General features: G+C 74.8%; 10 protein-coding genes and 2 pseudogenes. 10 read left to right on the top strand and 2 right to left on the bottom strand.

From position 1 onward, the window contains the following. A pseudogene (locus SSNG_RS05060) lies at window positions 1–6,278 on the top strand (amino acid adenylation domain-containing protein); the annotation flags it as partial. Continuing rightward, a pseudogene (locus tag SSNG_RS05055) lies at window positions 6,265–7,965 on the top strand (ABC transporter ATP-binding protein). The pseudogenes SSNG_RS05060 and SSNG_RS05055, both read left to right, overlap by 14 nt. 28 nt (window positions 7,966–7,993) lie before the next feature. Here the strand turns inward: SSNG_RS05055 and SSNG_RS05050 are convergent. Further along, window positions 7,994–9,124 carry an alpha/beta hydrolase-fold protein gene (locus SSNG_RS05050; RefSeq protein ID WP_007262721.1) on the bottom strand — a complete coding sequence of 377 codons (1,131 nt, stop codon included), beginning with the start codon at window positions 9,122–9,124 and terminating at the stop codon, window positions 7,994–7,996. 94 nt (window positions 9,125–9,218) lie between these two features. On the opposite strand from SSNG_RS05050, the gene SSNG_RS05045 reads away from it, so the two are divergent. The 7 genes from SSNG_RS05045 to SSNG_RS45215 all read left to right on the top strand — a co-directional run bounded on the left by SSNG_RS05045 (window position 9,219) and on the right by SSNG_RS45215 (window position 14,990). Then, window positions 9,219–9,431 carry an MbtH family protein gene (locus SSNG_RS05045; RefSeq protein WP_007262720.1) on the top strand — a complete coding sequence of 71 codons (213 nt, stop codon included), beginning with the start codon at window positions 9,219–9,221 and terminating at the stop codon, window positions 9,429–9,431. Window positions 9,432–9,500: 69 nt separating this feature from the next. Continuing rightward, a complete protein-coding gene (locus SSNG_RS05040) occupies window positions 9,501–9,923 on the top strand; it encodes a CBS domain-containing protein (RefSeq protein WP_007262719.1) in 423 nt (140 codons plus the stop codon). A 37-nt stretch (window positions 9,924–9,960) separates the two neighbouring features. After that, window positions 9,961–10,203 carry a DUF6213 family protein gene (locus SSNG_RS05035; RefSeq protein ID WP_007262718.1) on the top strand — a complete coding sequence of 81 codons (243 nt, stop codon included), beginning with the start codon at window positions 9,961–9,963 and terminating at the stop codon, window positions 10,201–10,203. Window positions 10,204–10,295: 92 nt separating this feature from the next. Beyond that, window positions 10,296–11,711 carry an amidase gene (locus tag SSNG_RS05030; RefSeq protein WP_007262717.1) on the top strand — a complete coding sequence of 472 codons (1,416 nt, stop codon included), beginning with the start codon at window positions 10,296–10,298 and terminating at the stop codon, window positions 11,709–11,711. 122 nt (window positions 11,712–11,833) lie between these two features. Continuing rightward, complete coding sequence (locus SSNG_RS05025; protein ID WP_007262716.1) at window positions 11,834–13,387, top strand: alpha/beta fold hydrolase; 1,554 nt, start codon at window positions 11,834–11,836, stop codon at window positions 13,385–13,387. A 12-nt stretch (window positions 13,388–13,399) separates the two neighbouring features. Then, complete coding sequence (locus SSNG_RS05020; protein WP_007262715.1) at window positions 13,400–14,734, top strand: alpha/beta hydrolase; 1,335 nt, start codon at window positions 13,400–13,402, stop codon at window positions 14,732–14,734. Further along, window positions 14,679–14,990 (top strand): alpha/beta hydrolase, encoded by a 312-nt coding sequence (locus SSNG_RS45215; protein WP_347232497.1) that lies wholly within the window; start codon window positions 14,679–14,681, stop codon window positions 14,988–14,990. The genes SSNG_RS05020 and SSNG_RS45215 overlap by 56 nt, the downstream gene beginning before the upstream one ends. A 7-nt stretch (window positions 14,991–14,997) precedes the next feature. Here SSNG_RS45215 and SSNG_RS05015 read toward each other — a convergent pair whose 3' ends face one another. Then, complete coding sequence (locus SSNG_RS05015; RefSeq protein WP_241694995.1) at window positions 14,998–16,224, bottom strand: PP2C family protein-serine/threonine phosphatase; 1,227 nt, start codon at window positions 16,222–16,224, stop codon at window positions 14,998–15,000. A 209-nt stretch (window positions 16,225–16,433) separates the two neighbouring features. Here SSNG_RS05015 and SSNG_RS05010 point away from each other — a divergent pair, with 209 nt between their 5' ends. After that, window positions 16,434–17,819 (top strand): DHA2 family efflux MFS transporter permease subunit, encoded by a 1,386-nt coding sequence (locus SSNG_RS05010; RefSeq protein WP_007262713.1) that lies wholly within the window; start codon window positions 16,434–16,436, stop codon window positions 17,817–17,819. Window positions 17,820–17,916: the final 97 nt, after the last annotated feature.

Below are 17,916 nucleotides of genomic sequence, written 5' to 3'. Positions count from 1 at the left end.
CCGCACTACCCCCTCACCCTCGTGGTGGAACGCCCCGGCGGAGGCGGCCCGCGCTTCAACCTGATCCACGACCGCGCACTGCTGGGCGAGGAGGACGCCCGCGCCCTCCTCGACACCTTCAACCACACCCTCACCACCCTGCTCACCAGCCCCGACGCCCCCGTCGCCGGCCTGGCCCCCGCCGGCACGGCCCGGCTCCCCGCCGCGGCCGCCCGTACGACCCTCGGCGCGCTCTTCGACGCCGCCGCCCGCCGGGACCCGGCGGCGACCGCCGTCACCGAGTGCGCCCTGGACGGCACCGGCCGCTCGCTGACCTACGGCGAACTGGCGGCCGCGCAGCGGGACCTGGCCTCCGTCCTGCGCGCCGCCGGCGTCGGACCGGGGACGCGGGTCGCCCTCGCCCTGCCGCGCGGCCTGGAGCAGATCACCGCCGTGCTCGCCGTCGTCGGAGCGGGCGGCGCGTACGTACCGCTGGACCCGGCCCACCCGGACGAACGCCTGGAGTTCGTGCTCGCCGACTCCGCCCCGCAGGCCGTGCTCGTCGCACCCGGGCAGCGGGAGCGCCTCGCCGGGCTGCTGGCCCGGGCGGGGGTGCCGGCCCGGCTGCTGGTGCCGGGGGAGGAGCCGGTGCCGCGGGACACCGCCGGCCCGCACGCGGGGGCGGGCCCGCACGACCCCGCGTACGTGATCCACACTTCTGGTTCCACCGGCAGGCCCAAGGGCGTCGTCGTCACCCACGCCGCCGTGGTGGCCCTGCTGGCGAACACCTGGCACGACCTGGACCCCTCACCGGACGACGTCTGGGTGCAGTTCCACTCGTACGCCTTCGACTTCGCGGTCTGGGAACTGTGGGGCGCGCTCGCCCACGGCGCAGAACTCCTCGTCCCGGACTACGCACTGACCCGCTCCCCGGCCGACTTCCACCGGCTGGTCCGCGAACGCGGAGTGACCGTCCTCAACCAGACCCCCTCGGCCTTCCACCAGTTCACCGAGGCCGACCGGCAGGCCGGCTCCCCGGCCACCGCACTGCGCCGGATCGTCTTCGGCGGGGAGGCCCTGGACCTCACCCGGCTGCGCGGCTGGGTCGAACGGCACGGCACGGACTCGCCCGAACTGGTCAACATGTACGGGATCACCGAGACCACCGTCCACGTCACCCAACGGCGGCTGACCGAAGCGGACTTCGTCCGCGACGACGACGCCAGCCCCATCGGGACCCCGCTCCCCGGCCTGGTCGTCCACCTGCTCGACGACCGGCTCCGGCCGGTGCCGCCCGGCCGCGTCGGCGCGGTCTACGTGGCGGGCGGCCAGGTCGCCCTCGGCTACCTCGGCCGGCCGGGGCTCACGGCCGGCCGCTTCGTGGCCGACCCGTTCGCGGGCGACGGCTCCCGCATGTACCACACGGGCGACCTCGCCCGCCGCACCCTCGGCGGCGGGCTGGAGTTCACCGGCCGCGCCGACGACCAGGTCCAGCTCAAGGGCTTCCGCATCGAACCCGGGGAGGTCGAGGCCGCGATCCGGGAACTCGACGGGGTGACCGACGCGGCCGTCACCGTGGCCGGCGGCGACCACCTCGTCGCCCACGTCGTCGGCCGGCTCCCGGGCGGCCCCGACGCCCTCACCCGGGCGCTCTCCGCCCGGCTGCCCGCCCACATGGTGCCCGCCCGGGTCCTCACGGCCGACGCCCTGCCGCTGACCGTCAACGGGAAACTGGACCGGGCGGCCCTGACCGAGCGGGCCGAACGCCCCCAGGACCTCCCGGCGGCCCCCGCCGGCCCCGCGCTGGCCGCCCTGGTCGCCGTCTTCTCCGACACCCTGCCCGGCACCGACGTCGACGCCGACAGCGACTTCTTCCGGGCCGGCGGCGACAGCATCCTCGCCATCACCGTCGTCAACCGGGCCAGGGCACTGGGCCACCCGGTCACGCCCCGGGACGTGTTCCTGCACCGGACCCCGCGCGCGCTCGCCGAACACCTGGCCGCCGCCACCCCCGGGACACCCCCGGCCCCCGTCCCCGCTCCCGCCCGGGACGAAGGCCCGCTGCTCCCCACCCCGATCTTCCTGCGCCAGCGGGAACTGGGCGGCTCCCTCGCCCGGTTCGCCCAGGCCCGGACCCTCCCCGCCCCCGAGGGCACCGGACCCGCCGACGCCGAGCGCGCCGCGAACGCCCTCGTCGCCGCGCACCCCGTCCTGCGGCTGCGGCTGAGCACCGCGCACGGGGTGTGGTCGCTGAGCACCGGACCCGCCCGCGCGGTGGAACTCGTACGGGCGGACACGGCCGACGCGGAGGCCGCCGCGAACGAGGCCGCCGGACGGCTCGACCCCACCGGCGGGGACGTCGTCGCCTTCACCTGGCTGGAGCCGGCCCGGACCCTGGTCGTCACCGCGCACCACCTCGCCGTCGACGCCGTGTCCTGGCTGGTCCTGCTGGACGACCTGGCCGCCGCCCTGCGCGGTGCCCCGCCCGCCCCGCCGACCACCTCCTACGCCGAGTACGCGCGCGCCCTGGCACACGGAGCCGACCCCGGCGCGGCCGGTCCGGGGCACTGGCTGCACACCCTCCAGGCGCCCCCGCTGCTGCCCGGCGGGCCCTCCGGCCGGCTGCGCGTGACCACGGCCGTGCTCCCGCCCGCCACCGCCGACGTCCTCACCCGCACCGCCCCCGACGCCCTCGGCACCGGCCTCACCGAAGTGCTGTGCGGCGCCCTGCGCACCGCCCTGACCCGCATCCAGCCCGCGCCCGCCGACCTCGCGTTCGACCTGGAGCGGCACGGCCGGGACCCGGTGCTGCCCCACCACGACTACACCCGCACCGTCGGCTGGTTCACCTCCATCGCCCCCGTACGCCTCACCGCCCACACCGACCCCCTCGCCGCCGCCCGCGAGGCCGCCCTACGCCGGCCCGACGCGGCGGCCCACCTCGCCTACGGACGGCTGCGCCACCTCGACCCGCAGACCGCCCCTCTGCTGGCCGCCGCCGGCACCCCGCAGGTCCTCCTCAACTACCTCGGCCGGAGCGGCGAATCGCAGGTTCCGCGCATCACCGGCGGCCACAGGGCAGCCCGTACGCCGTCGAGGTCAACGCCTGGACCGACGCCGCCACCGGCGGCCTGCACGCCGAGTTCACGCTCGCCGACGGCGTCCCCGACGAGATCACCCGGGCACTGGCTGGACGCCCTGGAACACCTCCGCGACGCGCCGGACGGCCGAGCGCACGGCGCCGGTCACCCCCGCTCCAGCGCGCCTGTACTTCCAAGGCCCAGCTGGGCGGCCCCGCCGGACACTACGTCGCCCAGAGCTGGTTCACCTTCGACCGCCGCCTCGACCCCGGCGCCCTCGCCGACGCCATGGCCTGGGTGACGGCACGCCACCCCGCCGTCGGCGCCGGCTTCACCACCGACGACGACGGCAACCCGGTCCAGGTCCTCGCGGCGGGCCGGCGCGTCCCCGTCCGCACCCTCTCCCTCACCACGGACGCGGAGGTCGAGGACCTCCTCGCCGGCGACCGCGACACCGGATTCGACCCCGCCGAGCCGCCGCTGCTCCGGCTGACCGTGGTGCGCCTGCCCGGCGGCCGCGACGGCCTGCTGCTCAGCTACCACCTGCTGCTGTGGGACGGCTGGTCCCGCGAGACCGTGCTGCGCGACCTGTTCGACGCCTACGAGGCCGCCCTCACCGGGACCCTCACCGCCCCGGCCCCCGCCGCGCCCGGCTTCGAGGAGTACGCCCGGACGCTCGCCGCCCAGGACACCGCGGCGGCGGAACGCTTCTGGGCGGAGCACCTCGCCGGCCTCCCCGGCCCCACCCTCCTCGCCGGACCGGCGCCCGCCCTCGCGGACGGCCTGCCCCGCACCCTCGTCGACACCCTCTCCGCCGAGCGCTCACAGCGCCTGCGGGACGCCGCCCGGGCGCACGGCGTCACCCTGAACACCGTGCTGACCGGCGCGTTCGGCCTGCTGCTCGGCGCGCGCACGGGCCGCGCCGACGCCGTGTTCGGCGCGACCGTCTCCGGCCGCGAGGGCGAGGGCCTGTCCGGGATCGTCGGCGTACTCCTCAACACCGTGCCCGTGTGGACCCGGCCCCGGCCGGCCGCGACGGTACGGGAGTACCTGACGGACGTACAGGAGGCCCGGGTCGCCGCGATGGAGCACGAGCACCTGGGACTCGGCGAGATCCAGCGGGCCGGCGGCCACGACACCCTCTTCGACAACCTGTTCGTGCTCCAGAACTTCCTCGACCCGGACGCCTTCGCCGCGATGAACACCCGGCACGGCATCACCGCGGTCCGCGCCGACGACTCCACCCACTACCCGTTCACCTGGGTCGTCACCCCGGGCGAACGCCTCACCGTCAAGCTGGAGTACCGCGACCACGACACGCCCGCCGCGCGCCGCCTCCTCGACGACTACCTGCGCGTCCTCGACGACCTGGCCCGCGCCGACGGACCCGTCGGCGCCCTGCCGGGACTCGGCCCCGACCCCGTGGCCGGCGTCCGCACCGACATCGGCACGGACACCGTCGTCGACCGGTTCGACCGCGCGGCGGACCGCCACCCCGAGCGGGTCGCGCTCGTCGCCCACGGCCGCGAGATGACCTTCGGCCGGCTCCGCGACCGCAGCCGCCGCGTCGCCGGGGTCCTCGCCCGGCGCGGCATCGGCCCCGAGAAGACCGTGGCCCTCGCCGTCCCGCGCTCCCTCGACACGATCGTGGCGCTGTTCGCGGTGCTGCGCACCGGGGCCGCGTACGTGCCGCTGGAACTGGACCACCCCGACGAGCGGATCGCCGCCGTCCTCGCGGACGCCCGCCCCGACGCGGTCCTCACCGTCAGCGCCGTCGCCCCCCGGCTGACCGGCGACCTGATCGAACTGGACCGGCCGCTCCCCGAGGCCCCACCGCTCACGACGTTCGCGCCCGGGGACCCGCACCGGCTGCGGCACCCCGCCTACACGATCCACACCTCCGGCTCCACCGGCCGGCCCAAGGGCGTGGTCACCGAGTACGCCGGGCTCACCAACATGCTGCTCAACCACCAGCGCCGGATCTTCGAACCCGTCCTCGCCGAACACCGGCACCGCACCTTCCGCATCGCCCACACCGTGTCCTTCGCCTTCGACATGTCGTGGGAGGAGCTCCTGTGGCTCGCCGACGGCCACGAAGTGCACGTCTGCGACGAGGAACTGCGCCGCGACGCCCCCCGGCTGACCGCCTACTGCCTCGAACACCGCATCGACGTCGTCAACGTCACCCCGACCTACGCGCAGCAGCTGGTGGCCGAAGGCCTCCTCGACGACCCGGAACGGCGCCCCGCGCTGGTGCTACTGGGCGGCGAGGCCGTCACCCCGGCCCTGTGGCAGCGGCTCGCCGACACCCGCGGCACCGCCGGCTACAACCTGTACGGGCCCACCGAGTACACCATCAACACCCTCGGCGTCGGCACCTTCGAATGCCAGGACCCGGTGGTCGGCGTACCCATCGACAACACCGACGTGTACGTGCTCGACCCCTGGCTGCGGCCGCTGCCCGACGGAGTGCCCGGCGAGCTGTACGTCTCGGGCATCGGCACCGCCCGCGGCTACCTCGGACAGCCCGGCCAGACCGCGCACCGCTTCACGGCCTGCCCGTTCGGCGCGCCCGGCGAACGGATGTACCGCACCGGCGACCTGGTGCTGCGGCGGCCCGACGGGAACCTCGCCTACCTCGGCCGCACCGACCAGCAGGTCAAGATCCGGGGCCACCGCGTCGAACCCGGCGAGGTCGAGGCCGCGTTCACCGCGCACCCGGCGGTCCGGTTCGCGGCCGCCGTCGCCCAGCCCGACCCGCGGACCGCCGGAGCACACCGGCTGGCGGCCTACCTCGTCCTGGAGGACGGCGCCGAACTGGCCGACGTCGCCGCCGAGGTGTGCGCCGCCCTGCCGGACTTCCTGCGCCCGACCCACTACGCGCGGGTCGACGGCATACCGCTGACCGTCAACGGGAAGGCCGACACCGGGGCGCTCCCGGAGGCCAGGCCGCTCGGCGCGCTCACCACCGCGGGGGAGCGGGGCCCGCGCCCCGGGACCGAGACCGCGGTCCGGGCCTGCTTCGCGGAGGCACTGGACCTGGACGACGACGAGGTGAGCGCGGTGGGCGACTTCGTGTCCCTCGGCGGGCACTCCATGCTGGCGGTGCGGCTCATCGGGCTGCTCCGCCGCGAGTACGGACCCGTCATCACCGTCCGAGACCTGTTCACCCTGCGCACCCCGGAAGCGATCGCCCGACACCTCGATGAACACTCCTGACCCGCGGGAGCCGCGCACGGGCTCCGACATCCTGCGCACCGCGCTGCGCCGCAACCTCGGCGCCATGGCCCGGGGCACCCTCCTCATGGGGCTGTACCAGGCCGGCGAGACCGCCTTCCCCATCGCGCTCGGCCTGATCGTCGAGCTCGCGCTGCGGGAGCGCAGCCCGGGCGCGCTCGTCCTGTCGGTCGCCGCACTGGCCGTGATCATCACGACGGTGTCGCTGTCGTGGCGGTTCGGCATGCGGGTCCTGCAGAAGGCCAACACCACCGAGGCCCACCGCTGGCGGGTCCGCGTCGCGGACTGCGGACTCCAGCCGGTGGCCCGTGACACCGGGCTGAAGTCCGGCGAGGTGCTGACCCTCGCCACCGAGGACGCCGACCAGACCGCCGACATCATCGAGGTGGTGCCCCTGCTGATCAGCTCCCTCGTGGCGGTCCTCGTCGCGGCCGTCGCACTGGGCCTGGCCGACCTCCGCCTCGGGCTGCTGGTCATCGCCGGCACCGTGGCGATCCTGTCGGTCCTGAGCGTGCTGTCCCGGCGGATCGGCGCGGGCACCCGCGAACAGCAGGCCCGGGTCGCGCGCGCCGGGGCCAAGGTCGCCGACCTGATCGCCGGCCTGCGCCCGCTGCACGGCTTCGGCGGCAACCACGCGGCGTTCCGCTCGTACCGGGAGGTCAGCACCGAGGCGAGACGGCAGGCGGTCGCCGTCGCCCGGGTCAACGGCGCGTACGCGGGCACCGCGCTCGCCCTCAACGCGGTCCTCGCCGCCGCGGTGACCCTCACCGCCGGCGGGCTGGCTTTCGAGGGCGCCATACACCATCGGCCAGCTCGTCATGGCCGTGGGCCTCGCACAGTTCGTCATGGAGCCGCTCAAGCTGTCTCGGACATGCCGAAGTACGTGATGACGGCCCGCGCCTCCGCCGAGCGCATGGCCCTGCTGCTGGCCGCGCCCCCGGTGGCCGTCCCGGGCACGGACCGCCCGGCCCCCGGATCGGACCTGGAGGTCGACGGCGTCCGCCACGGAGCGCTCGACGGGCTGCGGTTCCGGGTGCCGGCGGGGGAGTTCGTGGCGATCGCCGCCTACCAGCCGCGCGCCGCCGCCGACCTCGCCTCGGTGCTGGCCCTGCGGGTGCCACCGGGCGCGTACGAGGGAGCGGTGCGGCTCGGCGGGCGGGACGTCGCGGGCCTGTCGGTGGACGCGGTCCGGGCGCGGCTGCTGGTGAACCCGTACGACGCGGAGATCTTCGCGGGCACCCTCCGCACCAACATCGACCCCTCGGGCACCGGCACGAAGGTCCCCGAGGCGGTCGGGGCGTCGATGCTGGGCGATGTCGTCGCCCTGCACCGCGAGGGGCTCGACCACCCCGTCCGCGACCGCGGCGCGAACCTCTCCGGAGGACAGCGCCAACGCCTCTCCCTGGCCCGGGCGCTGGCCGCCGACAGCGAGATCCTGGTGCTGCACGACCCGACGACGGCCGTCGACGCGGTCACCGAACAGCTCATCGCGCGGGGCGTCGCGGAACTGCGCCGGGGCCGTACCACGGTCGTGATCACGAGCAGTCCGCCGCTCCTGGACGCCGCCGACCGGGTCCTCGTCCTGGACGGCGGTGTCATCACGGCCGAGGACACCCACCGCAACCTGCTGGCCGGCGACGCCGACTACGGCCGGGCCGTGGCCCGTTGACGACGGGCCCCGGGGGGCGTCCCGGGGATCAGCCGAGGGCCCAGGCGACGTCGCGCAGCAGGGCGTGACGCCACCCCGCCCGGTCGTGCGCCGACGCCGAGCGCGAGATTCGTACGGCTGCCCCGGCCCGCTCGGCCAGGGTCTCGGTCACCGCGCAGTGCGGCAGCATCCGCGTCTCGTGCTCCCCGACGTCGAAGGCGACCCGCAGCCCGGACAGGTCGGGACGCTCGCGCAGCCGCGCGGCGACCGCGCCGCCGAGCGGCCCGCCCAGCGGGTCCGCCGAGCCCTGGGCGCCGGGCGTCCACCAGAAGGACCCCGACTGGCAGGCCACCCGGGACACCAGCTCGGGGAACTCCAGCGCCGCGTACACCGCGCTGAGCCCGCCGAGGCTCTGGCCCGCGACCACGAGCCGGTCCGGGTCGGCGGGCACCCCGGACTCCGCCACCAGCGGCAGCAGTTCGTCCCGGACCGCTTCCCACAGCCGCGGCCCGCACGCGAACTCGGCCTCCCGGTCCTTGGCCGGCAGGAAGACGAGCGTGAGGGGAGGCACCGCGCCGGCGGCCGCGGCCGCGTCGAAGGCGGTCATCGCCGGGTGCAGGTAGAGCCAGTCGTCCCCGTCGAGCAGCAGCACCACCGGCCCGCCGCCGCCCACCGGGTGGAGGCGTACGGTGCGCCGTCCGCCGGCCCCCGCGGCGGCCCAGCGGATCCGGGCGCGGGGCAGCGGCAGCACGGCGTCCGGACCGAGGCCGGGCCAGTACGGCTGCGCCGGGGCGTCGGGGGTCGCGGCGATGGACCGGTCGCCGCCCGCCCCGACCGGGTTGAAGGGATCGGCGTACGCGGCGCCGCCGGCGCGGAACCAGTAGGTCACGCGCAGCCGTTCGGGCATCGGCACCTCGGCGTACCAGCAGTCGGTGCCCGCCCACCGGCGCAGCGGCACGGGGTCGGACCAGCTCTCGAAGACCACCTCCGCCGGGGAGCCGCGCCACAGGAACAGGGTCGTCCAGCCCGCGCCCTCGCCGGCGGGCACCGACGCGGGAGGGCCCGCCGCGCCCACGGCCGACCAGAACTCCTCGCTGCCGGGAGGGGCCGGGAGCCCGTAGCCGGTGAAGGCGCTCCCGGGGCCCTCCGAAGGGCGGTTGACCGCGTCCGTGGGTCGCATCGAGGTCTCCTTGTGAGCGGCAAGGGGGAACGTCTAAGCTCATCGCAGTCAGGTGAGCCTAACCTAATCAGAACGTCCCGGGGAGGCAGCGACCGTGAGCACCAATCCGTTCGACGACGCCGAAGGCCGTTTCCTGGTCCTGGTGAACGACGAGGGCCAGCACTCGCTCTGGCCCTCCTTCGCCCCGGTGCCCGGCGGCTGGACGACCGTCTTCGGCGAGGACACCCGGGACGCGTGCCTGGACTTCGTCGACACCCACTGGACCGACCTGCGCCCCCGCTCCCTCGCCGAGTCCATGGACTCCTGACCCGGGGGCGTACGGGCCGCCGGGGCGGGTAGGCGCCCGGCAGGAGCGGCTTCCACAGCGGGAGGACCCATGACCCGGAGCGTCCACGAGGTGATGACCTCGAACCCGGTGACCGTCGAGAAGCTGACCTCCCTGGCGGAGGCCGCGCGGGTGATGCGGGACGCCGACATCGGGGACGTCCTCGTCGTCGACGAGGGCCGGCTCCACGGCATCGTGACCGACCGGGACCTCGTCATCCGGGGCATGGCCGAGAACCGGGACCCGGCCGAGACGACCGTGCACGCCGTCTGCACCACCGACCCGCTCACCGTCCGGCCCGGCGACGACGTCCACCACGCCGTCGCCCTGATGCGGCGCAACGCGCTGCGCCGGCTGCCCGTGCAGACGGAGGACGGGGAGCTGGTGGGCGTCGTCACCCTGGGCGACCTCGCGGTCGAGAGCGATCCCGGCTCCGCCCTCGCCGCCATCGCCGCCGCCGAACCCGGCAGCTGAGGCCCGCCACCCGGAGCGGACCGAGGGAGGCGCCGCCGTGAACGCGTTCATCCCCCTGGTCTCCGTACCGGACGGCGGGGTGCTGATCCCCGCCGGCGAGGTCACCGGCCTGCTGCGGCACCTCGCGGGGGAGTGGCTGTACGTCGTCTACCACGGCGAGGCCCCGCTCGATCCGAAGACCACCCTCGGTCTGGCCGGCGTCCTGATGGCCTTCGCGGACCAGATCGACGTGGAGTGCATCGCGTACCTGCCGGGCCCGGAAGAGGACCCCGGCCGGTGATCTCGCGCCGAACCCCGTGGAACCCCTCCCGTGTTACTTCCCGGTAGGCAATGATGGCGGGCGACCACTCACACGGCGGGGGCTGATCAGCGGTGACCACTTTCGACGACCTGACCAGGGTCCACGCGTTCCGGGACGACGCCCTCGGCGAGCACGACGCCGTCGGCCTCGCCGCCGCGATCCGGCGGGGCGAGGTCTCCGCCGCCGAGGCCGCCCGGGACGCGCGGGAACGGGTCCGCGCGGTCGAGGACCGGCTCAACGCGGTCCAGGCGTACGCGGACACCCCCGCCCCCGCCCCGGCGGCCGCCGGCGCCTTCGCGGGCGTGCCCACCTTCGTCAAGGACAACACCGACTACCAGGGCCTCCCCACCGGCCACGGCAGCACGGCCTTCCGGCCCGGCCCGGCCCGGCGCCACGCGCCCTTCGCCCGGCAGCTGCTGAGCAGCGGCGTCACGGTGCTGGGCAAGACCCGGCTGCCCGAGTTCGGCTTCAGCCCGAGCACCGAGTACGAGGCCGCGGAACCCGTCCGCAACCCCTGGCACACGGACCACTCCGCCGGCGGGTCCTCGGGCGGCGCGGCGGCCCTCGTCGCCGCCGGAGCGGTGCCCCTCGCGCACGCCAACGACGGCGGCGGCTCGATCCGGATACCCGCCGCCTGCTGCGGACTCGTCGGCCTCAAGCCGACCCGCGGCCGGGTGGTGCCGAACGACCAGAGCCGCCGGCTCCCGCTCGACCTCGTCTGTGACGGCGTCGTGAGCCGCTCCGTACGCGACGCCGCCGCCTTCCTCGCCGCCGCCGAGACGTACTGGCGCAACCCCGCGCTGCCGCCCGTCGGCCTGGCCGAGGGCCCCTCGGGGCAGCGGCTGCGCATCGGCTTCCTGGCGGACTCGCCGAACGGCGTCCGGTCCGACGACGCCACCCGGGGGGCCGTCGACCGCACGGCGGCCCTGCTCCAGGGGCTCGGGCACACCGTGGAGCCGGTGGAGATGGCCATCGACCCCGCCTTCACCGACGACTTCCTCACCTACTGGGGCATGCTGTCCTTCCTCATCGGCGTCACGGGCCGCACCCTCGGCCCGGACTTCGACCGCAACCGCATGGACCCCCTCAGCCGCGGGCTGCGCGAGACCTACCTGGAGAACTGGCGGCGCACCCCCGGGGTGCTGCGCAGGCTGCGGCGCACCAAGGAGGCGTACGCGGCCGCCTTCCGCGGGCTCGACCTCGTCCTCACCCCCGTGCTCGCCCACACCACCCCGCAGATCGGCCACCTCAGCCCCGCCGTCCCCTACCCGACGCTGATCGAGCGGATCCTCGCCTACGTGGCCTTCACCCCGGTCGACAACGTCGTCGGCACCCCGTCGCTCTCGCTCCCCGCGCCGGGCACCCCTCCGGACGCACTGCCCGTGGGCGTCATGTTCTCCGCCCGCCCCGGCGCCGAACGCACCCTGCTGGAGATCGCCTTCCAGCTGGAGGCGGAGCACCCCTTCCGGCGCATCCAGGACCGCTGATGCGCGGCCGATGTGCAGGGGCCCCGACCGGGCGGTAGCGTCGGTCCTGTGCGTTCCGTCCGCACCGCCGGGCCCCGCCCGGCGGGCCGCTCGGGGATGTCGGCCGAGGAGCGGGATCCGGTATGGCGAAGCACACCCTCCACGCTGCGGCCGCCGCTGCCGCCCTTGCCTGCCTGTCGGCCTTCGGCCCGGCACAGGGCGCCGCCGCCGGGGCAGCGGCGCAGCCCGCCGGGACCGGCCCGGCGGCGCCGTCCGCACGGTTCGTGCCCGGCGCCTGCCCGAAGACGCCCGAGCCGATCGAGGCGCTGAGCACGGCACGCTGCGGGTACCTGGAGGTCCCCGAGAACCGGGCCCGCCCCGGCGGCCGCACCATCAAGCTCGCCGTGGCGCTCATCCGGCCCGCCTCGGCGAAGCCCGCCCCCGACCCGGTGGTGTTCATGGCGGGCGGCCCCGGCGCCGACACCTTCGACGACATCCCCTTCCTGATCGAATCCGGCCTCAACAAGGACCGCGAACTGATCGTCATGGCCCAGCGCGGCAACCTCTACGACCAGCCGAACCTGGCATGCCCGGAGGTCGACCGGGCCAACGAGAAGACCGTCGCCCACGGCTGGGACGCCCCGGAGGCCAAGCAGCTCCTGCTGAAGGCGTTCAAGGAGTGCCGGGACCGCCTCACCGCCGACGGGACCGACCTGAGCGCCTACAACAGCACCGAGAACGCCGCCGACTTCGCCGACCTGCGCACGGCCCTCGGCATCGCGCAGTGGAACGTCTACGGGTACTCGTACGGCAGCAACCTGGGCCTCACCTACCTGCGCCTGCACCCCGAGGGGATCCGGGCGCTGGCGATCGACTCGCTCAGCCCCCCGCAGGTCACGATGCTGCCGTGGGGCTGGAGCAGCGCCCGCGAAGGCCTCGACGCCGTCCTCGGCGCCTGCGCGGCCCAGCCCGCCTGCAAGAGCCGCTACCCCGGCCTCGACAAGACGCTGGACGAACAGGTGACCAAGCTGGAGGCGAACCCCCGGACGCTCGACGCCCGCCCGCCGGGCGACGGGGAGCCGGTGAAGGTCGTCCTCGACGGCGGCACCCTGCTGAACATGATGGTCGGCTTCAACGTCAAGCCCGTCGACCTCCCGGCGGCCCTGGAGGAGCTCGGGCGGGGCAACCCCGAGCGCTTCGCCCAAGGCCGCGCGAAGGACTCCGTCCAGCCGGTCGGGCTGACCGCGCACGGACTGACCCAGTCGGTGGCGTGCGCCGAGTGGGTCCCGGGCACCGCGGAGCCCGACGTCCTCGCCGCCGGACGCGAGGCCTTCCCCGGCTGGCCGCGGACGGTCCTGGCACAGACACCGCAACTGCCCTTCGAGTACGACGTGTGCAAGGTCTGGAACGTCGCGGACAACGCGGCCCGGCACCGGGTGGCCACCGTCAGTTCCGTACCGGCGCTCGTCATCTCCGGGACGTTCGACATGAAGACCGGGGCGAGCTACGCGAAGGACGCCTCCCGCACCCTGTCCCGCTCCACCTCCGTGCTGGTCCCCGGGATCGGCCACTGGGTGGTCCCGCAGTCCAAGTGCGCGCAGCAGGTGCTGGCCTCGTTCCTGGCCCGGCCGACCGCACCTGACACCTCGTGCGTGGCCGGCCTCACGCCGGCACCGTTCACGATCACCCCGAAGTGACCGGGAGGACAGATGGCTTCCCACCACGCGCCCCGTCGCCGCACCGCACGCCGGATCCGCGCCACAGCGGCCGGCGCCGCGACCGGGCTCCTCATCACCGGCCTGCTGGCCGCACCCGCCCAGGCACGGAACGACACCGGAGGACCGGTCGGAACGGCCGCCGGAAAGGCCGGCGACGCCACGTACGAGCCGGGCCCCTGCCCCAAGACGCAGCAACCCGTCCCCGAGATCGAAGGGGCCCGCTGCGGCACGCTCACCGTGCCCGAGAACCGCGCCGAGCCGGGAAGCCGCACCATCAAGCTGGGCGTCGCGATCGTCCCGGCCAAGGCCGCCCAGCCGAAGCCCGACCCGATCGTCTGGCTCGCCGGCGGACCCGGCGACGACGCCGTCGGAGAGGCGAAGATGGCGGTCGACGGCGGCCTCAACCGCGACCGCGACGTGATCCTCATGTCCCAGCGGGGCACCTACTCCGCCGACCCCGCGCTCACCTGCCCCAACGTCGACGAGTTCAACGCCCGCCTGGTCGGCCTCGTCTACGACGCGCCGTCCACCGAGGCCCTGCACGTCCAGGCCACGAAGGAGTGCCGCGACCGGCTCGCCGCCCTCGGCGCCGACCTCAGCGCGTACAACGACATCGAGAGCGCCGCCGACCTCGCGGACCTGCGCACCGCGCTGGGCCTCAAGGAGTGGAACGTCTTCGGCATCTCCTACGGGACCCACCTGGCGCTGGTGTACATGCGCCTGCACCCGGAGGGCATCCGGGCGGTCGGCATCGACGGCATCCTGCCGCCGTCCAGGGGCGGTTCGACCGCGGCCTGGAGCAGTGCCCGGCAGGGCTTCGACGGCCTGTTCAAGGCCTGCGCGGAGCAGCCCGCGTGCAACAGCCGCTATCCGGACCTTAAGGCCACCTTCGAACGCCTCGTCCGCGAGCTCGAAGCCAAGCCGGTGACCACCACCGTCAAGGTCCCCGGCCGGGCGGAGCCCGTGAAGGTCGTACTCGACGGCGGGTCCCTGCTGACCTGGATGACCTCCGCGACCCACACGGCGACCCAGGTGCCCCGCGCCCTCGACGAACTGGCGCACGGCAAAACCGCAGCGGATCGCGCAGCAGTGGGCAGGCTGGAGGCTCGCCCCCCAGGCCATCGGGGCCACCTCCCACGGTCTCGTCTACGGAGTCTTTTGCAGCGAGTGGATCCCGTTCGAGACCCAGGAGCAGGCGCTCAAGGCGGCCCGGGAAGCCTTCCCCTCCTTCCCCCGCTCGGTACAGGAGCAGGCACCGCAGCTCAACTCCCTGCGTCCCGACTGCGACGTCTGGAAGGTCCCCCCGGCGCCGGCCTCGATCCGTGACACCACGAACAGCGACATTCCCACCCTCGCCATCTCCGGAGGCTTCGACGCCCAGACCGGCGCGGACAACGGCCCGTACGTGGCCCGGACCCTGAGCAAGGCCCACGTCGTGACGGTCCCCTACGAACCCCACGTGGTGTTCGCGACGTCGAAGTGCGCGCAGGAGATCACCGTCTCCTTCTTCCAGGACCCGGCGGCGCCGGAGACCGGATGCCTGGACGGGCTGAAGCCGCCCACCTTCGAGACCGGCCCCTGACCGGCGCTCAGACGGTGGGGTGCCATTCCGACAGGACGATGGTGGCGTCGTCGTACAGCCGCTGGTCCTGGTGGGTGAGGACGTCCAGGACCAGGCGGCGCAGGGCCTCGGGGGCGGTCGCGCCCGAGGCCATGGAGCGGATCACGGTGTCGGCCAGCCGCTCCTCGCCGAACAGCTCGCCCGAGGCCGACCGCGCCTCGATGACGCCGTCGCTGTAGCACAGGACCCGGTCGCCGGGCTGGAGGCGCACCCGGTCCTGCCGGGGCGCGTCCTGCTCGTGGAAGCCCAGGCCCCACGGCAGTTGGGCCGGGCGCTCCAGGAACTCGGGCAGGACGTGGCCGCCCCGGATCAGCAGGGGCGGCGGATGGCCGCAGTTGACCCAGCTGAACTCCCCGTGCTCGGTGTCGAGGTTGCTGAGGATCCCCGTCATCAGCCGGTCCGGGATCCACTGCCGGAGGGTGTGCTCGATGGTGACGGCGATGTCGCAGAGCGTGCCGCCCGACCGGCGGGTCGACCGGCACGCGGCCAGGCCGGCCGCGCTGGCGCCCCCGGAGGCGAGGTCGTGGCCCATGGCGTCCAGCAGGGTGACGTGCAGCTGGCCGTCGCTGAAGTTGTGGTCGAAGGCGTCACCGCCGATGTCGTACGCCGGCTCCAGCACGGCGGTCGAGGTCGCCTGGCTGGTGCCGATCGTGCGCGGCGGCAGGAACCCCCACACCAGCTCCGCCTGCAGGGTCATGGGCCGGCTGCGGGTCCGTTCGACCAGGAGGTCGTTGTGGGTGGACTTGGAGACGACGATCAGCGTCGCCAGCCCGGCCAGGGCACGGCAGTCCTCCAGCACCGGCTCGTCCGTGACCGGCCCGGTGGCCCGCATGACGCCGATGCGCTCGACCCCGTCGATCATCGGCACCCAGGCGGTGCTGCCGTCCCGGGACACCTGGGTGCGCTGGCTGCGGTAGGCGAGCCCGGCCAGGGAACCGTCGACGTCGAGCCCCTCCGCCCGCCGGTCCGCCTCGGTCGCCTCGGCCGCGTCCGGCCGGGGGGTGGCGAGCTGCGGCAGCGCCAGCAGGCGGACCTGCCGCAGGTCGGCCAGGTACAGACGGGTCCCGGCCAGGCCCAGCCGTCGGGCGGCCTGGTCGATCAGCGCCGGTATCTGCCGCGCCGACGCGTCGTGCGAGCGCTCCAGCACCCAGCCCAGGACGGGGCCCGTCAGGTCTTCGTGCCGATGCCTGTCCACGGAGCGGCGTCTACCCGGGGGGCCGTCGTCCATGTCGGCCCGCCCGGTCCGGCAGCCCGGTCCGGCAGCCGGATCCGGGCCGACAAAATGGTTTGAGCTCCGGCGGCCGTGCCGAGAGGATCGGGTGACACCGATGAGTTCTTCCCGCCGCGGCGGTCTGTCCTCGTGACCGGCCACGTGCACAGGAAGCTCACCCGACGGAAGGCACCATGTCCGTACCCCCCGCACCTCCCGCCCACCCGCCCGCCCGCGTCACCGCCGTGCTGCGGGTCCTCGTGCTGTCCACGTTCGTCGTGTTCCTCAACGAGACGATCATGGTCAACGCGATTCCGAGGCTCATGCGCGAGTTCGACGTCACCGCGGCGGCCGCCGGGTGGCTCTCCACGGCCTTCATGCTCACCATGGCCGTCGTCATCCCGGTGACGGGGTGGTTCCTCCAGCGCGTGACGACCCGGACCGCCTTCGGCCTCGCCATGACGCTGTTCCTCGCCGGCACGGCCCTGGCCGCGGCCGCGCCCGCCTTCCCCGTCCTGCTGGCCGCCCGCGTCATCCAGGCCGGCGGCACCGCCGTCATGATGCCGCTGCTCATGACGACGCTGATGACCCTCGTGCCGCCGCAGGACCGAGGCCGCGTCATGGGCAACATCACCCTCGTCATCTCCGTCGCGCCCGCCCTCGGCCCCGCGGTCTCCGGTGTGCTGCTCCAGCTGGGCAGCTGGCGGCTGCTGTTCCTGGCCGTGCTGCCCATCGCGGCGGCCATGGCCCTCTTCGGCCGGCGCACCCTGGTCAACATCGGCGAGCCGCAGGCCGGCCCGATCGACTGGCTGTCCGTCCCGCTGGCGGCGGCCGGCTTCGGCGCCCTGGTCTACGGGCTGAGCGAGCTCGGCGCCGGGGACGCCTCCCAGGCCCCCGTGTCCCCGGCGGTCACGACCGTGGTGGGCGCCGTGCTGGTGGCGCTGTTCGCCTGGCGGCAGCTGGCACTGCAGCGCTCGTCCACACCGCTGCTGGACCTGCGCACCCTCACCTTCCGCCACTTCTCCGTGGCGCTCGCCCTGATGTGCCTGTCCTTCATGGGCCTCATGGGCGCGTTCATCCTCCTGCCGATCTACCTCCAGGAGGTGTGCGGCCTCACCTCGCTGCAGACCGGACTGCTCCTGATCCCCGGCGGCCTCACCATGGGCCTGCTCGGCCCGCAGGTCGGCAAGCTCTACGACCGGCTGGGCGCCCCGCGCCTGGTCGTACCCGGGGCCGTGGTGACCGCGGTCTGCCTCGCGCTGTTCGCCCTCACGGGCGAGGGGACCTCGCCGTGGCTGGTGCTCGCCCTGCACGTGGCCCTGAGCGCCGGCATGGCGTTCGTCTTCACCCCCGTCTTCACCTCGGGGCTGTCCGTCCTGCCGCCGCACCTCTACCCCCACGGCTCCGCCGTCCTGGGCTCGCTCCAGCAGGTCGCGGCCGCCGCCGGGACCGCCCTGGTCATCAGCGTCATGACGGGACACGCCGCCTCCGCGGCGGCCGACGGCGCCCGACGCCACCGGCGCACTGGCGACGGGTGTCCGGTGGGGCTTCGGCGTCGGGCGCCGTGCTCGGCGCGCTGACCGTGCTGGTCGCGCTCCTGGTTCCGCACCCCTCCCGTCCCGGAGCCGCCCGCCGGCTCGCAGCCCCAGGACGAGGGCGGCACCCCGACGGACAAGA

The sequence above is a fragment of the Streptomyces sp. C genome (assembly GCF_000158895.1).
Lineage (GTDB): Bacteria > Actinomycetota > Actinomycetes > Streptomycetales > Streptomycetaceae > Streptomyces > Streptomyces racemochromogenes.
This window is presented reverse-complemented; position numbering and strand designations above follow the sequence as displayed.